Origin of the sequence: Sphingobacterium sp. 18053 (genome assembly GCF_902706145.1) — a bacterium.
Classification (GTDB): domain Bacteria; phylum Bacteroidota; class Bacteroidia; order Sphingobacteriales; family Sphingobacteriaceae; genus Sphingobacterium; species Sphingobacterium paramultivorum.
On record NZ_CACSJW010000004.1, the window covers coordinates 468,139 to 488,278 of the forward strand.

17 protein-coding genes are annotated in these 20,140 nt (G+C 39.5%); 4 read left to right on the plus strand and 13 right to left on the minus strand.

Annotated elements, in window-relative coordinates; translation table 11 throughout:
* Positions 1-57: 57 nt before the first annotated feature.
* The 3 genes from GVK91_RS11735 to GVK91_RS11745 all read right to left on the minus strand — a co-directional run bounded on the left by GVK91_RS11735 (position 58) and on the right by GVK91_RS11745 (position 2,900).
* Positions 58-1,404, minus strand: a complete 1,347-nt coding sequence (locus GVK91_RS11735; protein WP_159728904.1) for a HAMP domain-containing sensor histidine kinase — start codon at positions 1,402-1,404, stop codon at positions 58-60.
* A 2-nt stretch (positions 1,405-1,406) separates the two neighbouring features.
* A complete protein-coding gene (locus GVK91_RS11740; protein ID WP_159728906.1) occupies positions 1,407-2,087 on the minus strand; it encodes a response regulator transcription factor in 681 nt (226 codons plus the stop codon).
* A 282-nt stretch (positions 2,088-2,369) separates the two neighbouring features.
* Entirely contained in the window at positions 2,370-2,900 is a 531-nt protein-coding gene (locus tag GVK91_RS11745; RefSeq protein ID WP_159728908.1) for an NAD(P)H-dependent oxidoreductase, read from the minus strand.
* A gap of 154 nt (positions 2,901-3,054) precedes the next feature.
* On the opposite strand from GVK91_RS11745, the gene GVK91_RS11750 reads away from it, so the two are divergent.
* The gene (locus GVK91_RS11750; protein ID WP_120334954.1) at positions 3,055-3,414 is read left to right on the plus strand and encodes a helix-turn-helix domain-containing protein; all 360 of its coding nucleotides are present in this window, start codon (positions 3,055-3,057) and stop codon (positions 3,412-3,414) included.
* A 32-nt stretch (positions 3,415-3,446) separates the two neighbouring features.
* Here GVK91_RS11750 and GVK91_RS11755 read toward each other — a convergent pair whose 3' ends face one another.
* From GVK91_RS11755 to GVK91_RS11780, 6 genes are all read right to left on the minus strand, one after another.
* Positions 3,447-3,944 carry a DinB family protein gene (locus GVK91_RS11755; RefSeq protein WP_159728910.1) on the minus strand — a complete coding sequence of 166 codons (498 nt, stop codon included), beginning with the start codon at positions 3,942-3,944 and terminating at the stop codon, positions 3,447-3,449.
* 375 nt (positions 3,945-4,319) lie between these two features.
* The gene (locus tag GVK91_RS11760) at positions 4,320-6,002 is read right to left on the minus strand and encodes a glycoside hydrolase family 32 protein (RefSeq protein ID WP_159728912.1); all 1,683 of its coding nucleotides are present in this window, start codon (positions 6,000-6,002) and stop codon (positions 4,320-4,322) included.
* A gap of 251 nt (positions 6,003-6,253) precedes the next feature.
* Positions 6,254-7,669 (minus strand): Gfo/Idh/MocA family protein, encoded by a 1,416-nt coding sequence (locus GVK91_RS11765; RefSeq protein ID WP_159728914.1) that lies wholly within the window; start codon positions 7,667-7,669, stop codon positions 6,254-6,256.
* 11 nt (positions 7,670-7,680) lie between these two features.
* Complete coding sequence (locus tag GVK91_RS11770) at positions 7,681-9,072, minus strand: DUF1080 domain-containing protein (RefSeq protein WP_159728916.1); 1,392 nt, start codon at positions 9,070-9,072, stop codon at positions 7,681-7,683.
* 248 nt (positions 9,073-9,320) lie between these two features.
* Positions 9,321-11,198: a RagB/SusD family nutrient uptake outer membrane protein gene (locus tag GVK91_RS11775; protein WP_159728918.1), complete on the minus strand. Its 1,878-nt coding sequence runs from the start codon at positions 11,196-11,198 to the stop codon at positions 9,321-9,323.
* A 10-nt stretch (positions 11,199-11,208) separates the two neighbouring features.
* Positions 11,209-14,376, minus strand: a complete 3,168-nt coding sequence (locus GVK91_RS11780) for a SusC/RagA family TonB-linked outer membrane protein (protein WP_159728920.1) — start codon at positions 14,374-14,376, stop codon at positions 11,209-11,211.
* Positions 14,377-14,893: 517 nt separating this feature from the next.
* On the opposite strand from GVK91_RS11780, the gene GVK91_RS11785 reads away from it, so the two are divergent.
* Positions 14,894-15,031 carry a hypothetical protein gene (locus GVK91_RS11785; protein ID WP_159728922.1) on the plus strand — a complete coding sequence of 46 codons (138 nt, stop codon included), beginning with the start codon at positions 14,894-14,896 and terminating at the stop codon, positions 15,029-15,031.
* 343 nt (positions 15,032-15,374) lie between these two features.
* The gene (locus tag GVK91_RS11790) at positions 15,375-15,860 is read left to right on the plus strand and encodes a hypothetical protein (RefSeq protein ID WP_159728924.1); all 486 of its coding nucleotides are present in this window, start codon (positions 15,375-15,377) and stop codon (positions 15,858-15,860) included.
* Positions 15,861-15,892: 32 nt separating this feature from the next.
* Here GVK91_RS11790 and GVK91_RS11795 read toward each other — a convergent pair whose 3' ends face one another.
* The gene (locus GVK91_RS11795; RefSeq protein ID WP_228280308.1) at positions 15,893-16,465 is read right to left on the minus strand and encodes a Crp/Fnr family transcriptional regulator; all 573 of its coding nucleotides are present in this window, start codon (positions 16,463-16,465) and stop codon (positions 15,893-15,895) included.
* Positions 16,466-16,754: 289 nt separating this feature from the next.
* On the opposite strand from GVK91_RS11795, the gene GVK91_RS11800 reads away from it, so the two are divergent.
* On the plus strand, positions 16,755-17,249 hold the full coding sequence (locus tag GVK91_RS11800; RefSeq protein WP_153848324.1) for an STM3941 family protein: 495 nt from the start codon (positions 16,755-16,757) through the stop codon (positions 17,247-17,249).
* A gap of 137 nt (positions 17,250-17,386) precedes the next feature.
* On the opposite strand, the gene GVK91_RS11805 is transcribed toward GVK91_RS11800, so the two are convergent.
* From GVK91_RS11805 to GVK91_RS11815, 3 genes are all read right to left on the minus strand, one after another.
* A complete protein-coding gene (locus tag GVK91_RS11805; protein WP_235032900.1) occupies positions 17,387-18,538 on the minus strand; it encodes an AAA family ATPase in 1,152 nt (383 codons plus the stop codon).
* Positions 18,496-19,194 (minus strand): RNA ligase family protein, encoded by a 699-nt coding sequence (locus GVK91_RS11810; RefSeq protein ID WP_159728926.1) that lies wholly within the window; start codon positions 19,192-19,194, stop codon positions 18,496-18,498. Before GVK91_RS11810 ends, GVK91_RS11805 begins: the two co-directional genes overlap by 43 nt.
* Positions 19,195-19,463: 269 nt before the next feature.
* Positions 19,464-20,138, minus strand: coding sequence for a LytTR family DNA-binding domain-containing protein (locus GVK91_RS11815; RefSeq protein WP_159728928.1), 675 nt, complete (start codon positions 20,136-20,138; stop codon positions 19,464-19,466).
* Positions 20,139-20,140 lie beyond the last annotated feature (2 nt).

Below are 20,140 nucleotides of genomic sequence, written 5' to 3' on the forward strand. Positions count from 1 at the left end.
GGATTACAGGCAACTTTAGGTTAAATTAAAGTTTGATTAGAAGGGATTAGAAAATGATTAGAATTGAGGGAATAATAGGGATACCGTTGTACCTAGATCATTTGAACGAATATCAAAGTCTACCCCTTGATCCTTAAATACAATCTGCGCAAAAGAGAGACCGATGCCGCTGCCCTTAACTTTACCAACATTTGATCCTCGATAAAAAGTCTGTTTCACAGACTCCAGTTCGGCTTGTGGGATACCAATACCATGGTCTATGATTTGCAAAGACAGCCTGCCATTTACACCTGTCATTCGGACAAGAACTTCCTGCCCATTTGCATATTTCAGTGCATTTTCGATTAAATTGGAAATAGACAGACTGACGAGCATCTTATTGCCCCGAAAATTAAAGTATCGCGGTTCATCGACCTGTATATCGACTTTCAAGGGCACGGCAAATGATCTCGAAAACTTAGGAACAAGATCCCATACGATCTCGTCTATGCGAAAGGTTTCCAGTGAACGTTTCAGCGCCTGATCGTCGGTCAGCAATAGAAAATTACCAATAAGCTGATTCAGAAAATTCACATGCTCAGTAATGGTTTCGGCCAATTCATGATATTCTTCTTCACTTCTGACCTTTGTACCGAAGACCTCCATTGAGCCCAGGATTCCCGCCAAAGGCGTTCGAAACTCGTGTGAAACATAACTGACAAAATTCTTTCTAATAATCATATTTTCGCTGATCCGACGTAGGAGCGCATTATAACTCTCAATAAGATCTTGTAGTTCATCCTTCGTTTTTATAGTCGTCAGGGGCTCCTGAATCGTGCTTAAATCCTTATGCTGAATTTCTTGGATCACTTTACGAATGGGGAGATAAGCATATTTACTCAGCCAAACCGACAACAAGGCAATACTGATCAATGCAACGAGAAAAACAAAGACAAGCGTAATGAGCAAACGATTCAATTGATGATCAAAATCTGCGCTCGACTCTTTGACAAACACAAAGAAGTCACCCTGATTATCTGGATAATACAAACCAAAATAAAAGCTATCTTCTGTTTTAAAATAAATCGTTTTGTCTGTTTTCAGCTGGCTCAGCAAATCCTTATTAATTTGACTATCAAAGCGCATACCGCCATAACTTACTTTTCCTTCGGCGTTATAAACTGCTACCATGGCACGTTTGACCAGGCTTTCATATTGATTTTTAGATTCCAAATGCTTTAGTGGGCTCTGCTCATCCGCCTCGAGGTAATAAATACCAGCTATTTTTGCATTTTTTTCGAGGGAACTGATCAGATGTCGTTCCGAGGAATTATAAAATATCCAGTAGATGACTAGCGTTGCAAGCCCAAAAATAATGGTGAATACCAGCGTAGAAAAGAGTGTAAGCCGAATTTTTAAATTCATTGTCAGTCCGTTGTAAGCATATAACCGACTCCTTTCACCGTTTTGATAATGGAGGTATCGCTCCCCTCATCAACCTTGCCTCTTAGATAAGAAACGTACACATCGACGACATTGGTGCTGTTATCAAAATCGATTCCCCAAACGGCCTGCAAGATTGCAGTCCGTGAAAGCGTTTTATTCCGATTTTCGATCAGATACTTAAATAGTTTAAATTCTTTGGGAGAGAGATCGACATTTTTACCATTCTTATGAACTTCATAACGTTCAAGATCCACTTTTAAATCACGGATTTCTACGCTACTGTCCTTTGGCGCGTTTTTATAATTGTCCCGACGTACCAGGGCTTTGATACGGCTCACCAATTCCTTAAAGGAAAAGGGCTTGACGAGATAGTCATCGGCCCCACTTTCCAAGGCCTCGACCTTATCTTCAATCTCCCCTAAGGCACTCAAAATCAATATCGGAATATGATTTTTTCGATACCTGACCATCTTCGTAAACTGGATACCATCTATTCCGGGCAGCATGATATCAAGTACAATAATATCCAAAGAATCTGCATTGATCCATTCACGTGCAGCTTCCGCAGATTCAACTAAAATGACCTGGTGCCCCATTTCTTCCAGACCTTTCACCACAAAGCTGCTAATCCGGCGATCGTCCTCTACTAAAAGTATCTGCATATTATACGCTGTTTATTTTTATGCGGGATTATAAAAATTGCGAATTCCTTCCGGAATTCTACAAGTATACGAATTTACAATTTAATCACTCAGTGTCCCATAGCGGCTTGGTTACGACATCACGACCAATGCCAACCCAATTCAGGTGTAAAATATTGCACATCCTATAATTTGTTTATATTTAGCTTAACAATTCGGCAAGGAATCAATATGAACACAGTATTGCGCTCCAACAGGAAAAGAAGTCATGAGAGCAGCCTTGTTGACATATGAATTCACTGACTATAACTGCTCCAGAAAACTCAGATACTGCGAAACACTTTGCGCTATCCATTCTTTGGATGACTCTTTTTCTATTCCGTAAAAGACGAAAGGCTTTTGATAATTCGCTTTAACATAGTCAAAAGTAATTTCAAAAGGACTTGTTAATTGCTCCATGCTATATTTATACTTACCCGTAACCCCATACTCCTGCTCGTCTATCCCTGCCGAAATCGCTAATGCGATTTTCTTTCCTTCCAGTTTGTAGCCGCTTTTTTTACCGTAAGCCCACCCGTAGGTAAGCACCTCATCCAACCACTGCTTAAAAAAAGGCGGGCAGTTAAACCAATAAAAGGGGAATTGAAATACAATTTTATCATATTTCTCCATCATCTGCTGTTCTGCCACGACATCAATTTTACCGTCAGCATAGACTTGATGCAACTGATGGATCTCATACAAATCGGGGTGGTTTTCCAAGGCCCTGACCCAACTTTTACTTACGAGAGAGGTCCCAAAATTAGGGTGAATAACGACTATTAATGTTTTCATATTTTTATTTATGTATCTATGCACAAGTCACCAGGTCTAGCCAATTCATTGCGGCAATTTTAATAAACGACATGACTGTGATTTAAAAATAGCGACATAATTCCTATTTTGGCCTATCTGTAACCTAATGTTAGGTACTATAAAAAATGTGCGTATGACTAAAATCAAGACGAGTTCCACTAACTTTTCAAATAAAAAGCAACTTGAGCATAATTGCCCCGAAGTCTTTGCCGCTAATGTGATTGGCGGTCAATGGGCGCTAGCCATTTGTTGTTATCTCATCAATGGTGCGCTACGTTATTCTGAAATCAAAAGATGTTTACCAGGTATCACTGAACGTATGCTCACCCTACAATTGCGAAAGCTGGAAGAGGATAACATTATAAAACGTACTGTATATGCAGAGGTACCGGCACGCGTACTCTATGAGCTAACTGCGCTGGGTTATGAAGTCAAACCAATTATTCAAGAACTTGGGAAATGGGGAGAAAAGTTACAACAAGTTCAAAAATAATAGCCTCTAGCGGACAAAAATATAATTTGTTTTTAATTGATACATCGTGCCGTTACCAGTAATTGGCCAACATGGCGCTGTGCATGCTCGGCAGCGTGGAACAACAAACCAATCAAGGTCGTAGGGATCCGTTTTCTACCCAAAAAACGCACTTCCGTCAAGGTTTCCGGATCAATTAACGCTAGTTTTTGCACAGATTGCTGAATCTGTCGGTGTAAGTTTTCTACAAGCGCTGTTACACTCACATCGCTATTTTCTATACCTTCCTTATGGAGGTCGTCAAATTGCTCATCCGACAAGGATTTGTTTTCGGCATAAGTAAACATGCGATCGATTACCCCACGAATATGCTGAAGATGAAAACCTATACTGGCATTCCCCCCCGGTTTTGTCCAGAGATGCGCTGAGGACAGCTGCTTAGTATACTTTAAAACATCCTCATCAACTTGCAAGAGTGCATGAGCAACAGGTTGGAGAAGAGCGGGAATCCCTTCAATAGGTCCACGCATCCATACTTCTAAATTTTCCATGTTTCTAAAATAGCTAATTGTCTACAACTGATGCTTTTTAAAGTCCACCAAGCCAAAGCGTGCAAAAAGAATACAGCGGGCAGTCCGTTTTCGATAAAAAAGACAGTTTACTCCTATAAAAATAGGTACTTCCAATAGCTTGTTCAAAGAAGATTAAATTATTTTTTAAAATAAATTTGCATAGTGTAGGAAATACACTTACCTTTGTATCATCATAATTTAGGTTTATAATTGGTTATTTAAGGTTTTCATTCTCCCCGTTTGAAAACCTTTTTTTTATAAATGAACAAAAAAATATAGTCTTCCAGCACTATTTTTATCATCCTAACGAATTAACAAAAACAGTCTCTCCATTATTGCTATATCATAAAAGTGTTATTTAATCCATATACCGTCAAGCGCATAGAGGTCAGCAGATTCCAATACGGCTTCACCATTAAAAGCTACGAGCTGATAAGTTAAATTATTCCGATCAAAATTATAATTTATGGGCATGTAAAATTCTCCATTTTGCGCAAAAAGCTCGAGTCCTGTCCGATCGACAAGCAACTTCAATGCGAGTTTTTTATTTCGCAGCGGTACCTGGGCCCTTACATTGTCAATAAGGAGCTCTTCGGTCGAAACGTTATAATTAATTGCCAAGCCCCTCACATTGATCTGAATATTTTTGGCATGCTGTGGATCGATGACCAAATCCAATTCAGCAATTTCAGCGTTGAACTGCTGAAACAAACTTGAATCGTTCGAACTAATTTTCTTTCGGCTGATGCTGAGTTTTTCTTTTCTTAATTTTTGCAATTCTGTCACCGGCTCCCGAAAAAGGCGAATACCCTTTTCCGTACTTTTCAATTTGAGTTCCATTGGAATACTCATGGATTGATTAAAAGCGGAGTTCCCTTGATTTGTATGTGTGCGCCACCAGCCGATTTCAATGCGTCGCTTCTTCGGTTCATTGCTAAAAGTTTGCGCGGCATAATAATCACGACCATATTGACTAAACAGGCGCTCGATCTCAGGATGAAAAGATTTTCCATCAAACTCTCCGATCGCATATTGGCTATTAGCCCCCGTCAAAATCCATTTTTTATTGTTCGGGTTACCGTCTACCGCCAATTCAAAGAATTCGGGACACTCAAATAAATAACGGTCATTACCCCGCCCGCCTTTTATTTTGCTCGCAAATGTCCATATTTTTAAATCCTTAGAGGTAAAAATCTGCATCGTGTGTTGTTCCTGTTCCTCTTCAACATAAAGTACAAGAACCCATTGCTTTGAGGGAGCATGCCAAATTACTTTTGGATCTCGGTTTCCTGTTGTTATTTTATCCAAAATATGGTTTGGCATTTTCTCAAATTTCTGACCATCCAAGCTGTATGCCAATCCCTGTCCCCATGATTTCTCCGCAGCCGTATAAAACAGGATCATGGGGTTTGTTACCCCATTTCTCCCAAAACCAGCCGTATTGTTACTACCCACGACAGCTCCACCGCTAAACATGACGCCAGATTCGTCTGGATATAAAGCCTCTCCCAATTCCTTCCAATGCAACAGATCGGAGGACACGGCATGCCCCCAATGCATATTGCCCCAATTGGTTCCATAGGGATTATGCTGAAAAAACAGGTGATATTGTCCATTAAAAAAGACCAGACCATTCGGATCGTTCAACCAACCTCTCTTGGCCGAAAAATGAAATTGTCCCCTTCGATCTTCAGCATAGACCTTATCGTTATCATCGGTATCACTCTGTGCAATAGGATTAAACAAAGGAATTTCTTTGTCTGATGTATTTGCCACCACCTTAAGCTGCTGTCCCTTCCACTTCCCTATATCAAGATAGGCTATCCAATCATAGGTACTATCTGCCAGTTCGACATCAAACCACCTTACTTTATCGTTTCCCAGCCATACCTCCACATGACGTTTGGGAGCACCATTTTTAATTGGAATTTTAAGATACCGATGGGTTGCCTGAAAAGATTGGGTTGATAAATTTTGACCATTGGCATTAAGGACCAATGCTACAATGCCTATAAAGAGCAGGGATACTTTATACATGACGTTAAGGTTTAAAAATTGAATTGCTGCATCACAAATATACCTAAGGGAGGAGAATTACTTTCTACTAGGACTGATCAAAATAGCGCTGATTTGTCTCAATTTGCTTGGGATTATCATGCTTTTTTCGACTTTCCAGCTCTTTTATATAAAGAGCAGGCAAATCGTACATTTCAGGAAAGACTTTTCATTTCAAAAAAAAGGGCAATGTTCACATTGCCCTTTACTTTCTATGCCCAGTTACTGGTCCATTACATCTTATAATACTGCTCCCAGCCTCTCGCAGGTGGAGGTCCAGCTAAGAGTGCATTGGCAAACTTATCATTAGTCACTTCTTTTGTCTGTGTATTCAAGATCAACTTGCTGTTTAAGCGTTGTGCAATTACACCCAAACAAAATACTTGGCTCAGAGGACCTGCAATTTCAAAAGCCGAGCGGGTCTTTTCTTCGCCTTTACAACCTTTTAAGAAATTAGCAAAGTGATTTGACGGTGATTTTGGCACTTCCGGTAACCGAGACTCCATTTCCTTAGCTTTCGCTGCTGGAATAATCTGCAAGGTACTAGCATGAGAGCCACCTTTAAATATCAAATCCTTGCTATAGATAATTTTCCCAGGATTTAATTTGGCGGGTTCCAATTTCCCTGTACTTGGTGCAGGAATATTAGGATCCAGTCCGGATACACCGTAGCCTTCCGGTATAGGTGGCAAATTATCCAGTCCATCATACCAATTGATATCTAGTGCTGGCATCTTTTTCCTTTTTGGGAAATGAAATTTCAAGGTCGAAGACATGGGGAAAAAATAGGAATTATACCCATCGAGCTTCACAGCGGACACTTCTGTAGGCAGCCCCAAATCTAAAAATTCATGCGCTGTATCCAATATATGTGCACCCCAATCACCCAATGCCCCCATTCCAAAATCATACCAACAACGCCATTGACCATTCACAAAATCCTTATTATAATTATGGCCTATGGTCTGCATTTGCCAAAGATCCCAATCTAATGTTTCGGGCACCATTTCAGCGGCAGGAAAACCCTTCATATTCACATCCCAGCCATGCCATCTACGCGGCATATTCATGTGCGCATCGATGCGCGTCACATCCTTAATAATACCGGCATCTTTCCAGGCTTTAAACTGAAAGTAATTTGCTTCGGAGTGCCCCTGATTTCCCATTTGGGTAGCAAGTTTAGGGTTTTTCCGGGCTTTATTTGCCATCAGTTCAACTTCAAGGAATGTTCTCGCCATTGGTTTTTCCACGTAAACATGTTTACCCAAGTCCAGTGCAAGCATTGTTATGGCAAAGTGCGAGAAATCGGGAGTTCCGACACTTACAGCATCGATCTGATTTCCCATTTTGTCAAACATCACTCTAAAATCCTTAAACTTAGGTGCATCGGGAAACAAGCCCAAAATTTCCTGTGTATGTTTCGCGCCAAGATCTACATCACATAGCGCGACAATATTACAGAGTCCTGTTTTATACAGCTCTTTAATGATATCGGCAGCCCTATTTCCTAAGCCTACACAAGCTAAGTTGACACGCTCATTTGGTTTGGCCAAATTGACATTTCCCAATACACTATTGGACAGCATAACCGCTCCTGCAGCGATAACAGACTGTTTAACAAAGCTTCTGCGCGATAAATAATGATTCATAAGAGATAAGCTTAATTGGGTGTATTGATTTTTATGCTGCGAAATGAAACCCGATCGCCATGGTCTTGGAGAAGAATAAAACCTTCCTTCGCTTCACCAAAATTTTCCCAATCTTTATATTTGCTGATCTGAACCAAATCTTTAAACGCTTTGGAGCCCCGCTCATAAGACAACATCTTAATTCCATTTAAATAATGTTCCACTTTGTTATCTGCTGTGACCACAACTCTACCTCTATTCCACTCACCGATGGGTCTGCGTGCACGCTCGTCACGATTGGATGTGATGAGATCGTAAAGCGATGCCAATGTACGATTTCCGTCTCGTCCCAACTTCGCATCAGGGTGTAAAGCATCATCCAGTACTTGATATTCCAAACCAATAGCTGATCCTTTTGATTTTTCTTTTAAAGTGACAAAATACTTAACGCCGCTATTCGCTCCCGGACTAAGCTTAAATTCAAATGAAAGATCAAACACGGCGTATTTATCTTTTGTGACGATGTCACCGCCATTGGTTGACTCCCCTCCGTCGGATTTTAGGACAGTCATTTGCCCATCTTTAACTTCCCAACCACGTTCTGGAAATTTATCGCCGTGTATGCTCCGCCAGCCCTTATTGGTCTTACCGTCAAATAAGAGCTTAACTCCTTTTTTCTTTTCGGCATCTGCCAAATCGTTGGGCTTCAGATTAACGATATAAAGGTCTTTTGGAAAACCTTTTGATTTGAGGTCAGTTGTTTTTATTTTAATATTCTTAAAATAAACTTTCTTTCCATCCAATTGCGGTGGAATACCATGTACCTGTAATCCGATAAAACCTGTTCTATCGATCGTGTCAACGACATAAGCTACAGGAATATCATTGATCCAAGTACGCAGTTCGTCGCCGACTGCTTCTATTCGGATATGATTGAATTCCTCTGCTTTATAGGCTTTTTTTGCATTTTCATTTAAATCGAGTGGATAAATCCATCCACGACGCGCCTCGTCATATATCCCACCCGTCCATGCACGGGCAGAGGGGTCTATTTCAACTTGCCTTCCATATACACGTCCGCGCCCATCATTAGCCTTTGGATCAAGATGGCTCCGTGTCTGAATACCTGAGTTTGTTTCGTTACCTTCAAGTTTAACATCCAGTTCCAATATGAAATCACCATATTCTTTTTCAGTGATCAAAAAAGAATTGGGCGTACCTTTTGTCATTCTGCCGACAATAGCATCACCTTCAATAGAATAGGGAGCTTTTCCTCCGACGGATTTCCAGCCATTCAGCGTTTTTCCATCAAAAAGGTTTGTCCAACCTTTCTCATTACTTTTATCTGTCTGGGCATACGATAATACAGCATTGCTAACGATCGCCGCCATCACAACAGATTTAAATAGTGTATTTCTTTTCATTGTAAAATTTGATCTTGAGTCTATCGACCCGGTTTATTTATTCATCATTGGTTTGTCAATCATAACAAGTTAGAGACCATACTAGCGAAAGCCAGGAGACGATACTACACTTCACTTTCAAGCCAAATAGGCCCCCATTTACTTATTGGCTATTGATTCAATTGACTTAATAAAACAAGATATTAATTAATATAAGTGAAATGAATCAAATGATGTGATTTATTTACGAAAACGTTTGAAAACACTTGTTACTTATCTTCAACCAATAACGGCGTTTTATTTTTCTCGGCTCCCGGATAACCTATATTTTGATTGATAACACCTTTGATATTTGTATTAATTGCATTGGCAGGCACAGGCCATAAGATATGGTGCACACTAATTTTATATTCGGCCCATTTATGTTTGACCCCTTTGTTATAGAAATTACTTTTAGCAACCACTCTATCGTACCAGAAATTAACTCCAGCTTGTTTAATATTCGCATTCGTTCCTCCTGGACCACTAATCTGTTTTAAATCATAGACACGACCACCAAATATTTCACATGGTTTTCGGGTTTTTGCGTAGATATAGGCAATCCTTACGAGCTCAATATGTCTATTTTCTTCATAATACAACTCACGTGCACGCTCATCCAATAGCTCACCGATATTGATTTCGTCTGCCGTCAGCTGGGATGCACCGGCGCGTTGACGGACTTCGTTAATGGCAATGGCAGCCTGACCAAGATCATTTTTCCAATAGTAACTTTCTGCCAACAATAAATAGACTTCCGCAGAACGATAAATATACCATGGGGTTTCCCCGCCCTCCCATTGTGTTTGCAATGGATCCGGTACAAATAATTTATAATGCGGCCAAGAGAACCATAGACGAATTGAATCCTCAACACTCATCCCCGCCGGTTTAACCAGATTTTTTCCATACCAGGGATTGCCGGTCTTTTTTAAGTTGGGCTCATTATATTTCAAATCTTCCATCTTTCTCCAACTATCCCGATTAAAGATCCCCCGCAAATCATTATCTTCTTTCCCAGATCTCCAAATCTGATTTGTAAAATACCAAGTTGGACGCAATCGTCCTATACCACGACCATAGTTCTTATTTAAATCCAATGAAAGATCAGTTTCATCCGCTGCTAATGATAGGCCTGTCCCCGTTTTTCCGTCCGGTGTTTTTATACCGCCGTTGTTCCAGAAAGGAACGCCATTACGCATTGTTCTTATGCGTGCAGAGCCATCAACTCCAGGATAAGAAACTACATACATTAAACCTTCGGTATTGGCCCCATCTAATTTTGCTTCAACACTATGAAGATCAAACATCAGATTGGTATTTGGTTTACTTTTATTCACCGTAAATCTGCTTTTCATAAGTGGATGAATAGCGACAATTTCTTTTCCAATAGCTATTGCCCGATCAAAATCTGTCAAAGCCATGCATACCTTCATCAACAATATACCACAAGCAGATTTGGAGGTACGTCCACGATCTACTTTTTCGGGTACCCATTGGTAGGCAAATTCCAGATCTTTCCGTAATTTTTCGAGAATGCTCCAACGATCGTAACTATAGAAATCATATTTTGGTTCATTTATCTCTTTGTCAATGAAGGGCACATCACCGAACTGGTGCACCAATTTAAAATAACGATAGGCACGTTGAAAATAAGCTGCTCCTAAAATCGCGTTTTTTTCATTTTCGTCTTTAAAAGTTCCTGCATCTATTCTTGAAATAATAAGATTGGCGTATTTTATCCCCTTAAATCCTTCGTACCAATACCAACCGACTTTAGTTTTATCGTTGTGATTGAGGTCTGCATCGGGAAGCAGTGCAATATCCATATCCATTTGTGGACCAGCTTTATCTGTCGTACCTTCTACGGCTACTTCAGATTGAATAATCTCGGTCAAAATTGGTGCAGCATCGTCAAAAAATTCATGCCGCATATTTCTTTCACAAGCCGTTAAAGCGGAGTACATACCTTGCGCATCGGCTAGTGCAACATCAGGTTCATAGAAAGACAAGGGTTTCGGTTTAAGCCAATCCTTACTACAAGAAAATGTAAAAACAGCCATTGAACCAATACATAAACTAAATATTATATTTTTTTTCAATTTCATGATCTAAAAATTAAAGGGTAAGGTTTAAACTAAGATTATAGATACGGGGAGCTGGGTCACCTACATCTGCCAATGCGTCACTTTTCCAGCTTCTTTCGGGGTCGCCAAATTTAAAATCTTTTGTCAAATAGGCTACATTTCTAACCGAAGCTGAAATACGAAGCTGCTGGATTCTTAACGATTGCAACAATGATTTCGGCAGATTATAGGAAAGCACCATATTGTCCAAACGCATAAAGGACATGTTGACATAGTTTGTACCATTATTTTTTGATCCAATACGCGCATAATCGTTGATCGGATTATCTGGCGTCCAGCGAGCTAGCGCATAGTCCGTACTGCGATCTGCAAAATTACTATTGTTTGCTGCCTGATTAAAGTCCCCATAATGCCCCCAATTGGAATAAATTAAAAATGAAAAACTCAGCTCTTTATAACGCAATTCATTTCGAAACGACCAGCGAAAACGCGGTGTTGTATACCCCTGAAATACACGATCGGCATCCGTTAAGACCCCATCGCCATTTTGATCTATATATTTAAAATCGCCAGGTTGGTTGCCGTATTTTGCAGCCATTTCCTCTTCCCCTAATTGCCAGATTCCATTTCGTTTGTAAGCCCATATCCGGTCGGGATCCTGTCCAATAAACCATCTATTTTTAACATCGTCCGCTTCCTTTTGGCCGACGATATTTCCCTCACTATCTTTTACGTCCACCATATCGCCATACAACTTCACGATTTTCCTCCGATTCAACATAAAGATCGCCGTAGCATTCCAACTAAAATCGCCCTTATTCATGATGTTACTATTCAAGGAAATATCAAAACCTTTATTTGAGAGCTCACCAAGATTGGCAGCAACACTGCTAAATCCGATAATCTCTGGCAATGCACGATCTACCAATAAATCCTGGGTTGTTGCCGTATAAAAATCCAGTGCACCACTCAGACGGCCATGGAAGATTGAAAAGTCCAAACCGGCATTATACGAACTTTTACTCTCCCATTTTAAGCCCAAATTGGCCATTCTATTCACGTATAACTGAGATGAAAGATAGAGGTTTCCACTCGCGTCAATATAGGGATGTAACCCAGAGGTCATGTCGGAAAGAGCTTCATAAAGCTCAATATCACGATTACCATTTCTTCCCCAAGAAAGCCGTAGCTTACCATAATCCAACCAGGATTTGGTATTTTTCATAAAATCTTCCGCTGTAAAATCCCAGGCAAAAGCCAGGGCTGGAAAGGTTGCTCTTGGATTTTGAGCGCCAAAGGCTGAATACCCATCACGTCGCACAGAAGCTGTCAACATATAACGATCTTTAAAGGAATAAAATAAGCGAGCCATCAAGGCATCCCCTGTCCGGTAGGTGTCATTACTTTCATTCAACGGAATAGTCCCAGCCTGCAGACGATGCCAGCCCAGAACATCAGAAGGTACAAACTGAGAAGCCGTGGCCTTGGTTCGCCAATACTGCCCTTTCTCTGCATTTTGAAGCAATGTGACTTCAAAATTATGTACATCAAAACGCCGCTTCCAACGCAATACATTATCTAACTGCCAATTATATGTTTTTTCAAATGAACGTTCGCTACTTCCACCTTTTGCCTTCCACTCGGGATTTTTTGAAGAATCGTGGTTATAATACTCGTGCCATGTAAATGAAGGGGTAAAATTGGATTGTAATTCTATCCCAAAGGGCAAAGTAATCACACCGTACAAACTAGAATTCAATGTATTATAGTCATTTTTTCGATCTCTAAACTGATTATCAAAGAATGGATTTACCGGAGTAACATCGCCTGTCGGCAGTCTTTGATAAATACTAGAAGGATCATCAAGATTATTTGATCCAAAGGGAGAAATCACCGCTGATTGTTTCCAATCAGATTTTAGAAAACCCTCATTTCGAACCGCAAAGTTGGTATTCGCCCCGACTTTTAGATAGGATGTAATTTTAGTTTCGATATTTAGTCGTGTTCTGAAATTTTTAAACCGACTTCCGACCACTACTCCCTCCCTATCAACATGGTTTAAGGAAAAATAGTAGTTAGCGTTCTCATTACTATTCGATACAGCCAAAGCATAATCTTGCTGGATCCCCTTTTGAAAAACCAAATCCTGCCAATCCGTAATCTTATTGTTCATGTAATTTTCAATTTCCGGAGTCTTTAGCTCCAATCGAGAAAGCCAAGACCTGATCAACTGATCCTCTGTTACATTTGTAACGGGGGTCTTTTGATCGTAATTATACCAGTCCAACTGATTGGTTCCACTGAGCAGTCTTGGGTCCACAAACATTTCGGGGTACGCTTTAAGATAGTCGGCGGTTCTTCGGCCTACTTCAAAGTCATAGCGATATTTCAAAAACTCATCAGCGGTCATTACGCGTGGCATCCCTGCGCTTTCAACCATACCAAAATTTCCATTGAAAGTAATGCTTGGCTTCCCTTTTTTCCCTTTTTTTGTCGTTATTAAGATAACGCCGTTGGCGGCCTTTGCACCGTACACAGCAGTAGCACTCGCATCTTTCAAAACATCAATTGACTGAATATCATTGGGATTAAGATCTGCAAATGTTCCGTCGAATATAACGCCATCCACGACATTTAATGGGCTACTTCCCGCCTTTAATGTTCCTTTTCCCCTTACCTGTAGGCTAGCATCCCCTTTAGCAGAATTACCCTGGCCAATGATTAAGCCGGCGGCATTCCCCCTTAATAGATCCTGAACAGACCTGGGCGCCTCCTTTTCAAGCTTTTCGGTCTGCACTGAAACAATTGCGCCTGTCACATCCTTACGTTTGGCAGTTCCGTACCCAATAACGACGACTTCATCTAGATTCTCAGTAGATTCAGAAAGGGTGATCTCTATTTCCTTACCCACTTCTACTTCAAGTTCCTTGGACGAGTATCCCGTATGGGTAAAACTTAAAGTAACCTTAGCAGTACTTTGCTGCAATTTTAAACTAAAGCGACCGTAGCTATCTGTTACTGTACCCGTGGAAGTTCCCTTCACCAAAACGGTAACTTTCTCCAAAAAACGCCCATCATTTGTTTTGACGATACCCTTTAGTTCTTTTCCAGTTCCTTGTGAATAAACAATTCCTGTAGACAGCAATAGCATACACAAAAAAGAAAAACTAACGAAAATCAAACGATTAAATTTTCTCATAGATTAAGATTTATTGGTCATTAATAAATAGAACTATAAAAAGCCTAAAAACAAGACCTTTTAGTCATTAATATCAATTGGTTATTATTTAATCAACACAAAACAATAGTATTAATTAAGAAAACACAATCAAACCTTTTTAATCCATTTATTTACGAAAACGTTTGAATGACTATAAAAAACAAATCACCGGATTCCAACAAGAGAAAAAGAATAGGCCCTACTTAAGGCTAAAAAACAACATTCAGCGAACAGAAAAAGTCCTTCACACCCTTTTAAAACAAATAAAATTTAAACACAAATTGAGACAAAAGAGCATAGTTTTGACACAAAATGACACCTTTTCTAACCATACTTTCACTATCTTTTAAATTAAAATAAATTTGAAATACATTAAATTTAACGAAATAAACACCATACACTTAACTAGACACAAGACTGGAATGACCAAGAAGTTTTCCTCAGCAAGAGAAGCAAAGGTCGCATGCATTTTCTATGCCCGGTTAAATGAAAGAATATGACTTGGGAACAACAGCATATTTCTGATGAGTTAGCCAAAACAGGTTTCTATCATTCGGCGTCAGAAGCAATTGGTTTATTGCCCTTGTCCTACATCGCCCTGCCCTACCGTGTAAACAAGGTGGCTCCACATTGAAATCAGCTAAAAAAGTAGACTCAACCTGGGCCCAGACTACTTGCAGGAGGAGCTTGGTAACACGTTGGTAATAAAGCGAGCTCGACAATAGGATTATATGTTCAATCCGTATTATTTTAGAAAAGCAAATAAAAACAATCAGTAAAAAATTTGGAGAATACGAAAATTATATACAACTTTAAAGCACAAACACCTGCTCTAAACAGGCTACAAGTTAACAAAGGAAATTTTTTATTTTAAAACGAGGATTTTATCTTAGAATCGCTCATAGATAAAAGTCTAAATTAGTTTTTTTGCAGAAAAACTTACTTTTACTTAATGTACAAACAGTAGCATACAAAATATGACAACCAACCCCATTAAGGTATATACAGTAGTTTCAAAAGAAGTAAAAGAAGATCCAGATTTATTCACCAATCTGGAAGGTGTCTTCTCAACATATGAAAAAGCACAGGAATATATTGATCACTTTTTTGGTAATGCTAAATATGGTTATCGATCTATTGTTACGACCTATTTAGACCCCTTTCAGGAAGAAATCCAAAATAACGATTCTTATTATAGCATTTCATCTCAATTAATGGGGCCACATTTAGAAGTTGAGATCTGCAAAACTTCTTTTGCCGTTGTCCTCTCCGAAGTTGAACAATTGCGTATCGATCCTGCCACCTCAGAGAAACCTTTGGAATTAAACCTGCACTGTTTTGCTGCTTCTGAGGAAAAGGCAATGGAAAAATTCGAAAAATTAGTACAAGACTATGCAAAAGAACACAAGCTTCAATTTCAAATTAGCCCCTTTCGCATTGCAGATTCGGACCAATGCTACTAGCCTTCAATTGCAACGAGATTATAGCAACAGATTCAGGGAAGTATTTTTTTACGGATTTCACTTAAATATTCTGGAGTAAATCCCAGATATGAAGCAATTAAGTATTGCGGAACACGTTGTACAAACTGAGGATATTTACGGAGCATATCATGGTAGAATTCCTCTTTAGATTTAGAGAATAGATATTTAACCCGCATTTGCGCAGCTGCATAAGCCCTTTGATAAACAAAGCGAAAATAACGCTCCATGATCGGAAATGCAGCAACCAATTTTTCTTGATTTTCTTGACTGATATAAACTAAATCTGACGTCTCTACTGCCTGAATGTAAAATGACGTAACAAGCTTATGTTCGAAAGCCATATTGTCTGTAATCCACCAATTTTCTATTGCGAATTCAGTCGTTTGTTCGACTCCCTTTTCATTAACAAAGAATTTACGGAGAATACCTTTCAATACAAAAAAATGGTATCTGCACACTTGGCCCTCCTCCAGTATATTTTCTTTTTTCGCGACCGTTTTCGTCTTAAAGTAAAGCAATATTTCTTCTAATTCGACCGGATCGACATCGATAAATTTCTTTAAATGTTCTTTAAGTTTTTCCAACAGTCCATCACTTTATTATACAAACAAAGCTACTCATTCCTTTTATCAAAAAAAAGACACGCGGTCCCATTTCAAATAAGCTCAATACGGAAGGGATGGCAAGATAAATTCAAGTAATACGAATAATCATTCAACAAGCACGAATCATAAATCGGAATAGTTTCAATGGCTTTTACCCCTTATCTTTATAACAGGTGCTCCAATAATATGATTAACAGATTGGAGCTATGATGAAAATGGCAGGCTCCATTTTTTGCAGAGTTTGTACTTTTTGAAAAAAGAGAAAGCAATGATCAAAATTAATTTTAGCAAAGGAAAAATTATCATCAGCATGCTGCTATGTTTTCTTCCAGCAGTCATTGGGTTGTATGCTTGGTTATACTATGATCTTATTTTTAAACTAGCCTCCACGATATGGGTACTCGTGGCCGCAACGGTTTTTTATCTTCGACTACAACAGTTGAACCGCTATCGAAAAGGAGAGGCCGCACTCACGATAGATGAGCATACATTACTAAACAACAGCGTATTGAAGCCGCAGCAAATCCCTTGGACGGATATCGATTATTTTGTTACTGATTTATATCGGACAAATTCTATTTTTATAAAATTAAATGACTTTTCATCGCTAAAAAAAGAAAAAACAAGTCGTCTAATTCATTTATTAAGCTTTATTGACCGCAATCTATCAACAAAACCTGCATCTTTTTGGATCGACATGGATGTCATCGATATCAAGGAAAAGGAGCTTTTATCTAAGTTGCTAGAGCGATTGAAAAAGTAGCTAAAAATTGTATCTCTCTCCGAAAAAAGGTATTATATAAAAAATCAGCCCCCTATCCATATAAGTGGGCTGATTCGCAAAATCAATCGAAGATGCAGCGCAGTCCTGCTTAAATATCCCCTACTTAAAAGCATCCGCTATGCCGTAATGTAGTGAACCTCATGCGCCTCGGTCAACTGCGGAACTTCCAAATTATGAAGCATTTTATCCAGGACAACTTCCGGCAGTGGGTACTCCCTATCGCCATTCTGCGCGCGCCAAATCTTATAGGGTTTTTCAACGTACAACAATTTCACATAGGCTTGATAGCTTACGAAGAGATCGATCAATTGTTTTCGCATCTGGGAAGTTATGTTGGTGGCATTCCAGATAAAATCCTGCCCACAGCGTAAGTATTTTTTTGCCTGCTCTTTTGCTTCCTGTACAACCCATCCGTTTCTCTTTTTATCAGTAGGATCAATGCGATATTTGCGTCTGATGTCATCCAAACTAATAACAGGAAGGTCGGTATTCATCGCTAAAATATGATAATCTTTGCCCATCCCCGGCAAACCTGAAAGTACAGTCACCGTGGATTTGAATGTATCAAAAGGCACATAATCAACATAGCTATTGTTTCCATTAAAATATGTAAATCGTGCATTTTCGGACAAAAAAGAACGCGAGGCATCCCAGCAGCCAATCTCTTTACTATACAGTTCGAACATATCCAATGCGTAGAGCAAAGCATCCAAATCGGCACAGTACCTTCCTTTAGCATCTGCTTCGGACAACAACTTAAGTTGGCCCATATTGACACTCAGTGACGCCTCCAAGGCGCTCTTCATTGGATCGACTTTTTCCATCAACCACAATGGCAATCCATGATAGCGTACCAATGCGACAATTTCCTCCCGTAATGCAAAAGGGGTCTCCACATCACGAAATAAAATCTCCCGTGCGGTCTGTGCTCCTCTTTTGGCATGATTTGGAGAGCTGATGCGACCATCTGTAGCGACAATTGTCGTCGATCTCTTCTCGACATCATGCAATAAAGCGGAAGCCCAGAGGAGCTCCTGCTTTTGGTAATCCAGATTCCGGTAGTCAGGCAATGCTTCCAGCTGCTGTAATACCATTTGGGTATGAATCGCGACATTCCCTTCGGCATGATGTAAAGGATCTTGTTGTACCTGTTCCATATCCCTGACCCAAGAAAATTGCTTCTCTAAAGCCGACCAATTCTTATTTACTGCTATTGTCCATTCCATTAGAAATCCCTCCTTTCCCAAATCATTTTTGTTCTTCGCCATGATTTTGTCCAATGTTCGTCGGTCTGCACATGTCCTTTTCTAACATATTTAAAAACATTGTGCTGAAATTCGCTGACGGCATATGCATCAACATTCCTGCAGACCAAGCCCTCCATCGTACATGCTTCTCCAGTTTTAGGGTCAACCGATCCAAATATAGAAGACTGCATGGCCAAATTTTCGACTGAACGCCGAAGTTCTGACTCAGTCAAATCCTTTAGCATGTCGAGTTTTAAAACAGGTACAGTAGGCAAATCAAATAAACTGGCATAAAAAGTAACTTCTTCCCATGAAAGCCACTGATCTTTAATTCGAGCAGCAAAAACATAATAATAGTGCTCAAGTTGCACATATTCGATAGAATGCACAGCATAAAGATTTTCACCAAAAAACTCTAAATCATCCAGATCGTTTTTTAATCTAGACCAATGCTCCCGAAGCTGAGCCGTCCATGGCGACGTGGTTGGAGCCGCATGGGATCGTGCAAATACTCCACGCCGTGAAAGGCAATTATTTTCACCATCTAATTTTTCTGTAAATAACAGTTTATGGAAAGATTGTATATCCTTCCAATAATGTTGATTAAAACGATCGTCGCTGCTTGTCCCTGGCGAAAATGGGAAATGATAGGTACGACCATATTTCGTTGATTCCATTTTTAAAATTTAAATCCATACTAAAAAATTGAAGACATAGGTATAGGGTAAACAAATCGGGTAAATCCCGTTGTTTACTTTCTTCCTAAATATCGACAATGCATTACATGACTTTAAATTTTAAAAATTGACAACACTAATGATCTATTGCTACAAAAGTATTAAATTTATCTTAAAAACATAAACACGTTCCCTTAACCTTTTGACAGCGCAGCCCCTTTCCCTACTTTCTAATCAGCCCTGACTTATCAAAAAATGCGTATTTAGCATTAATATAATTTCAATTCAGTATACGTTGTTCCAATGGGAATAACCCGGTCTGCTACCCAAATTTGGGTTTTGTCGAACTTAATCATTTTACTTCGTGCGACGATAAATGCTCTATGGCAACGAACAAATTCGTTCTTCGGGAGCAGTTCCAGCAGCTCGCTAATGGTAATTCTGGAGCTAACACATTTATCGCCCAAATGTATCTGGGTGTAATTACCTGATGCTTCAATATACTGGATACGATCAATTTCAACTTTAACATGTTCATAGCCATCTTTGACGAACAGATAGTCTTTGTTATGCTGTAGCTTTTTTGCCCGAAGGCTATACAATTCGCTCACCTTGTTGCAGGCTTTCAAAAACCTGCTCATAGAAAATGGTTTAAGCAAGTAATCGATGGCATCGAGCTCGAAACTCAATAGCGCATGCTCAGAATAAGCCGTCGTAAAAATCACCATTGGCGAAGTATTCAAACTCCGCAGAAACTCTATGCTTGAAATATCGGGCATTTTTATATCTAAAAAAATAAGGTCCACCTGCTCCTTCTGGAGATAATCAATCGCCATAAACGCATCCGTAAATGTACTTTTTAATTCAATAAAAGAGACTTTAGCTATATGGTGTTCAATAACCTGCAATGCCACAGGTTCATCATCTATCGCGATGGCTATCATAA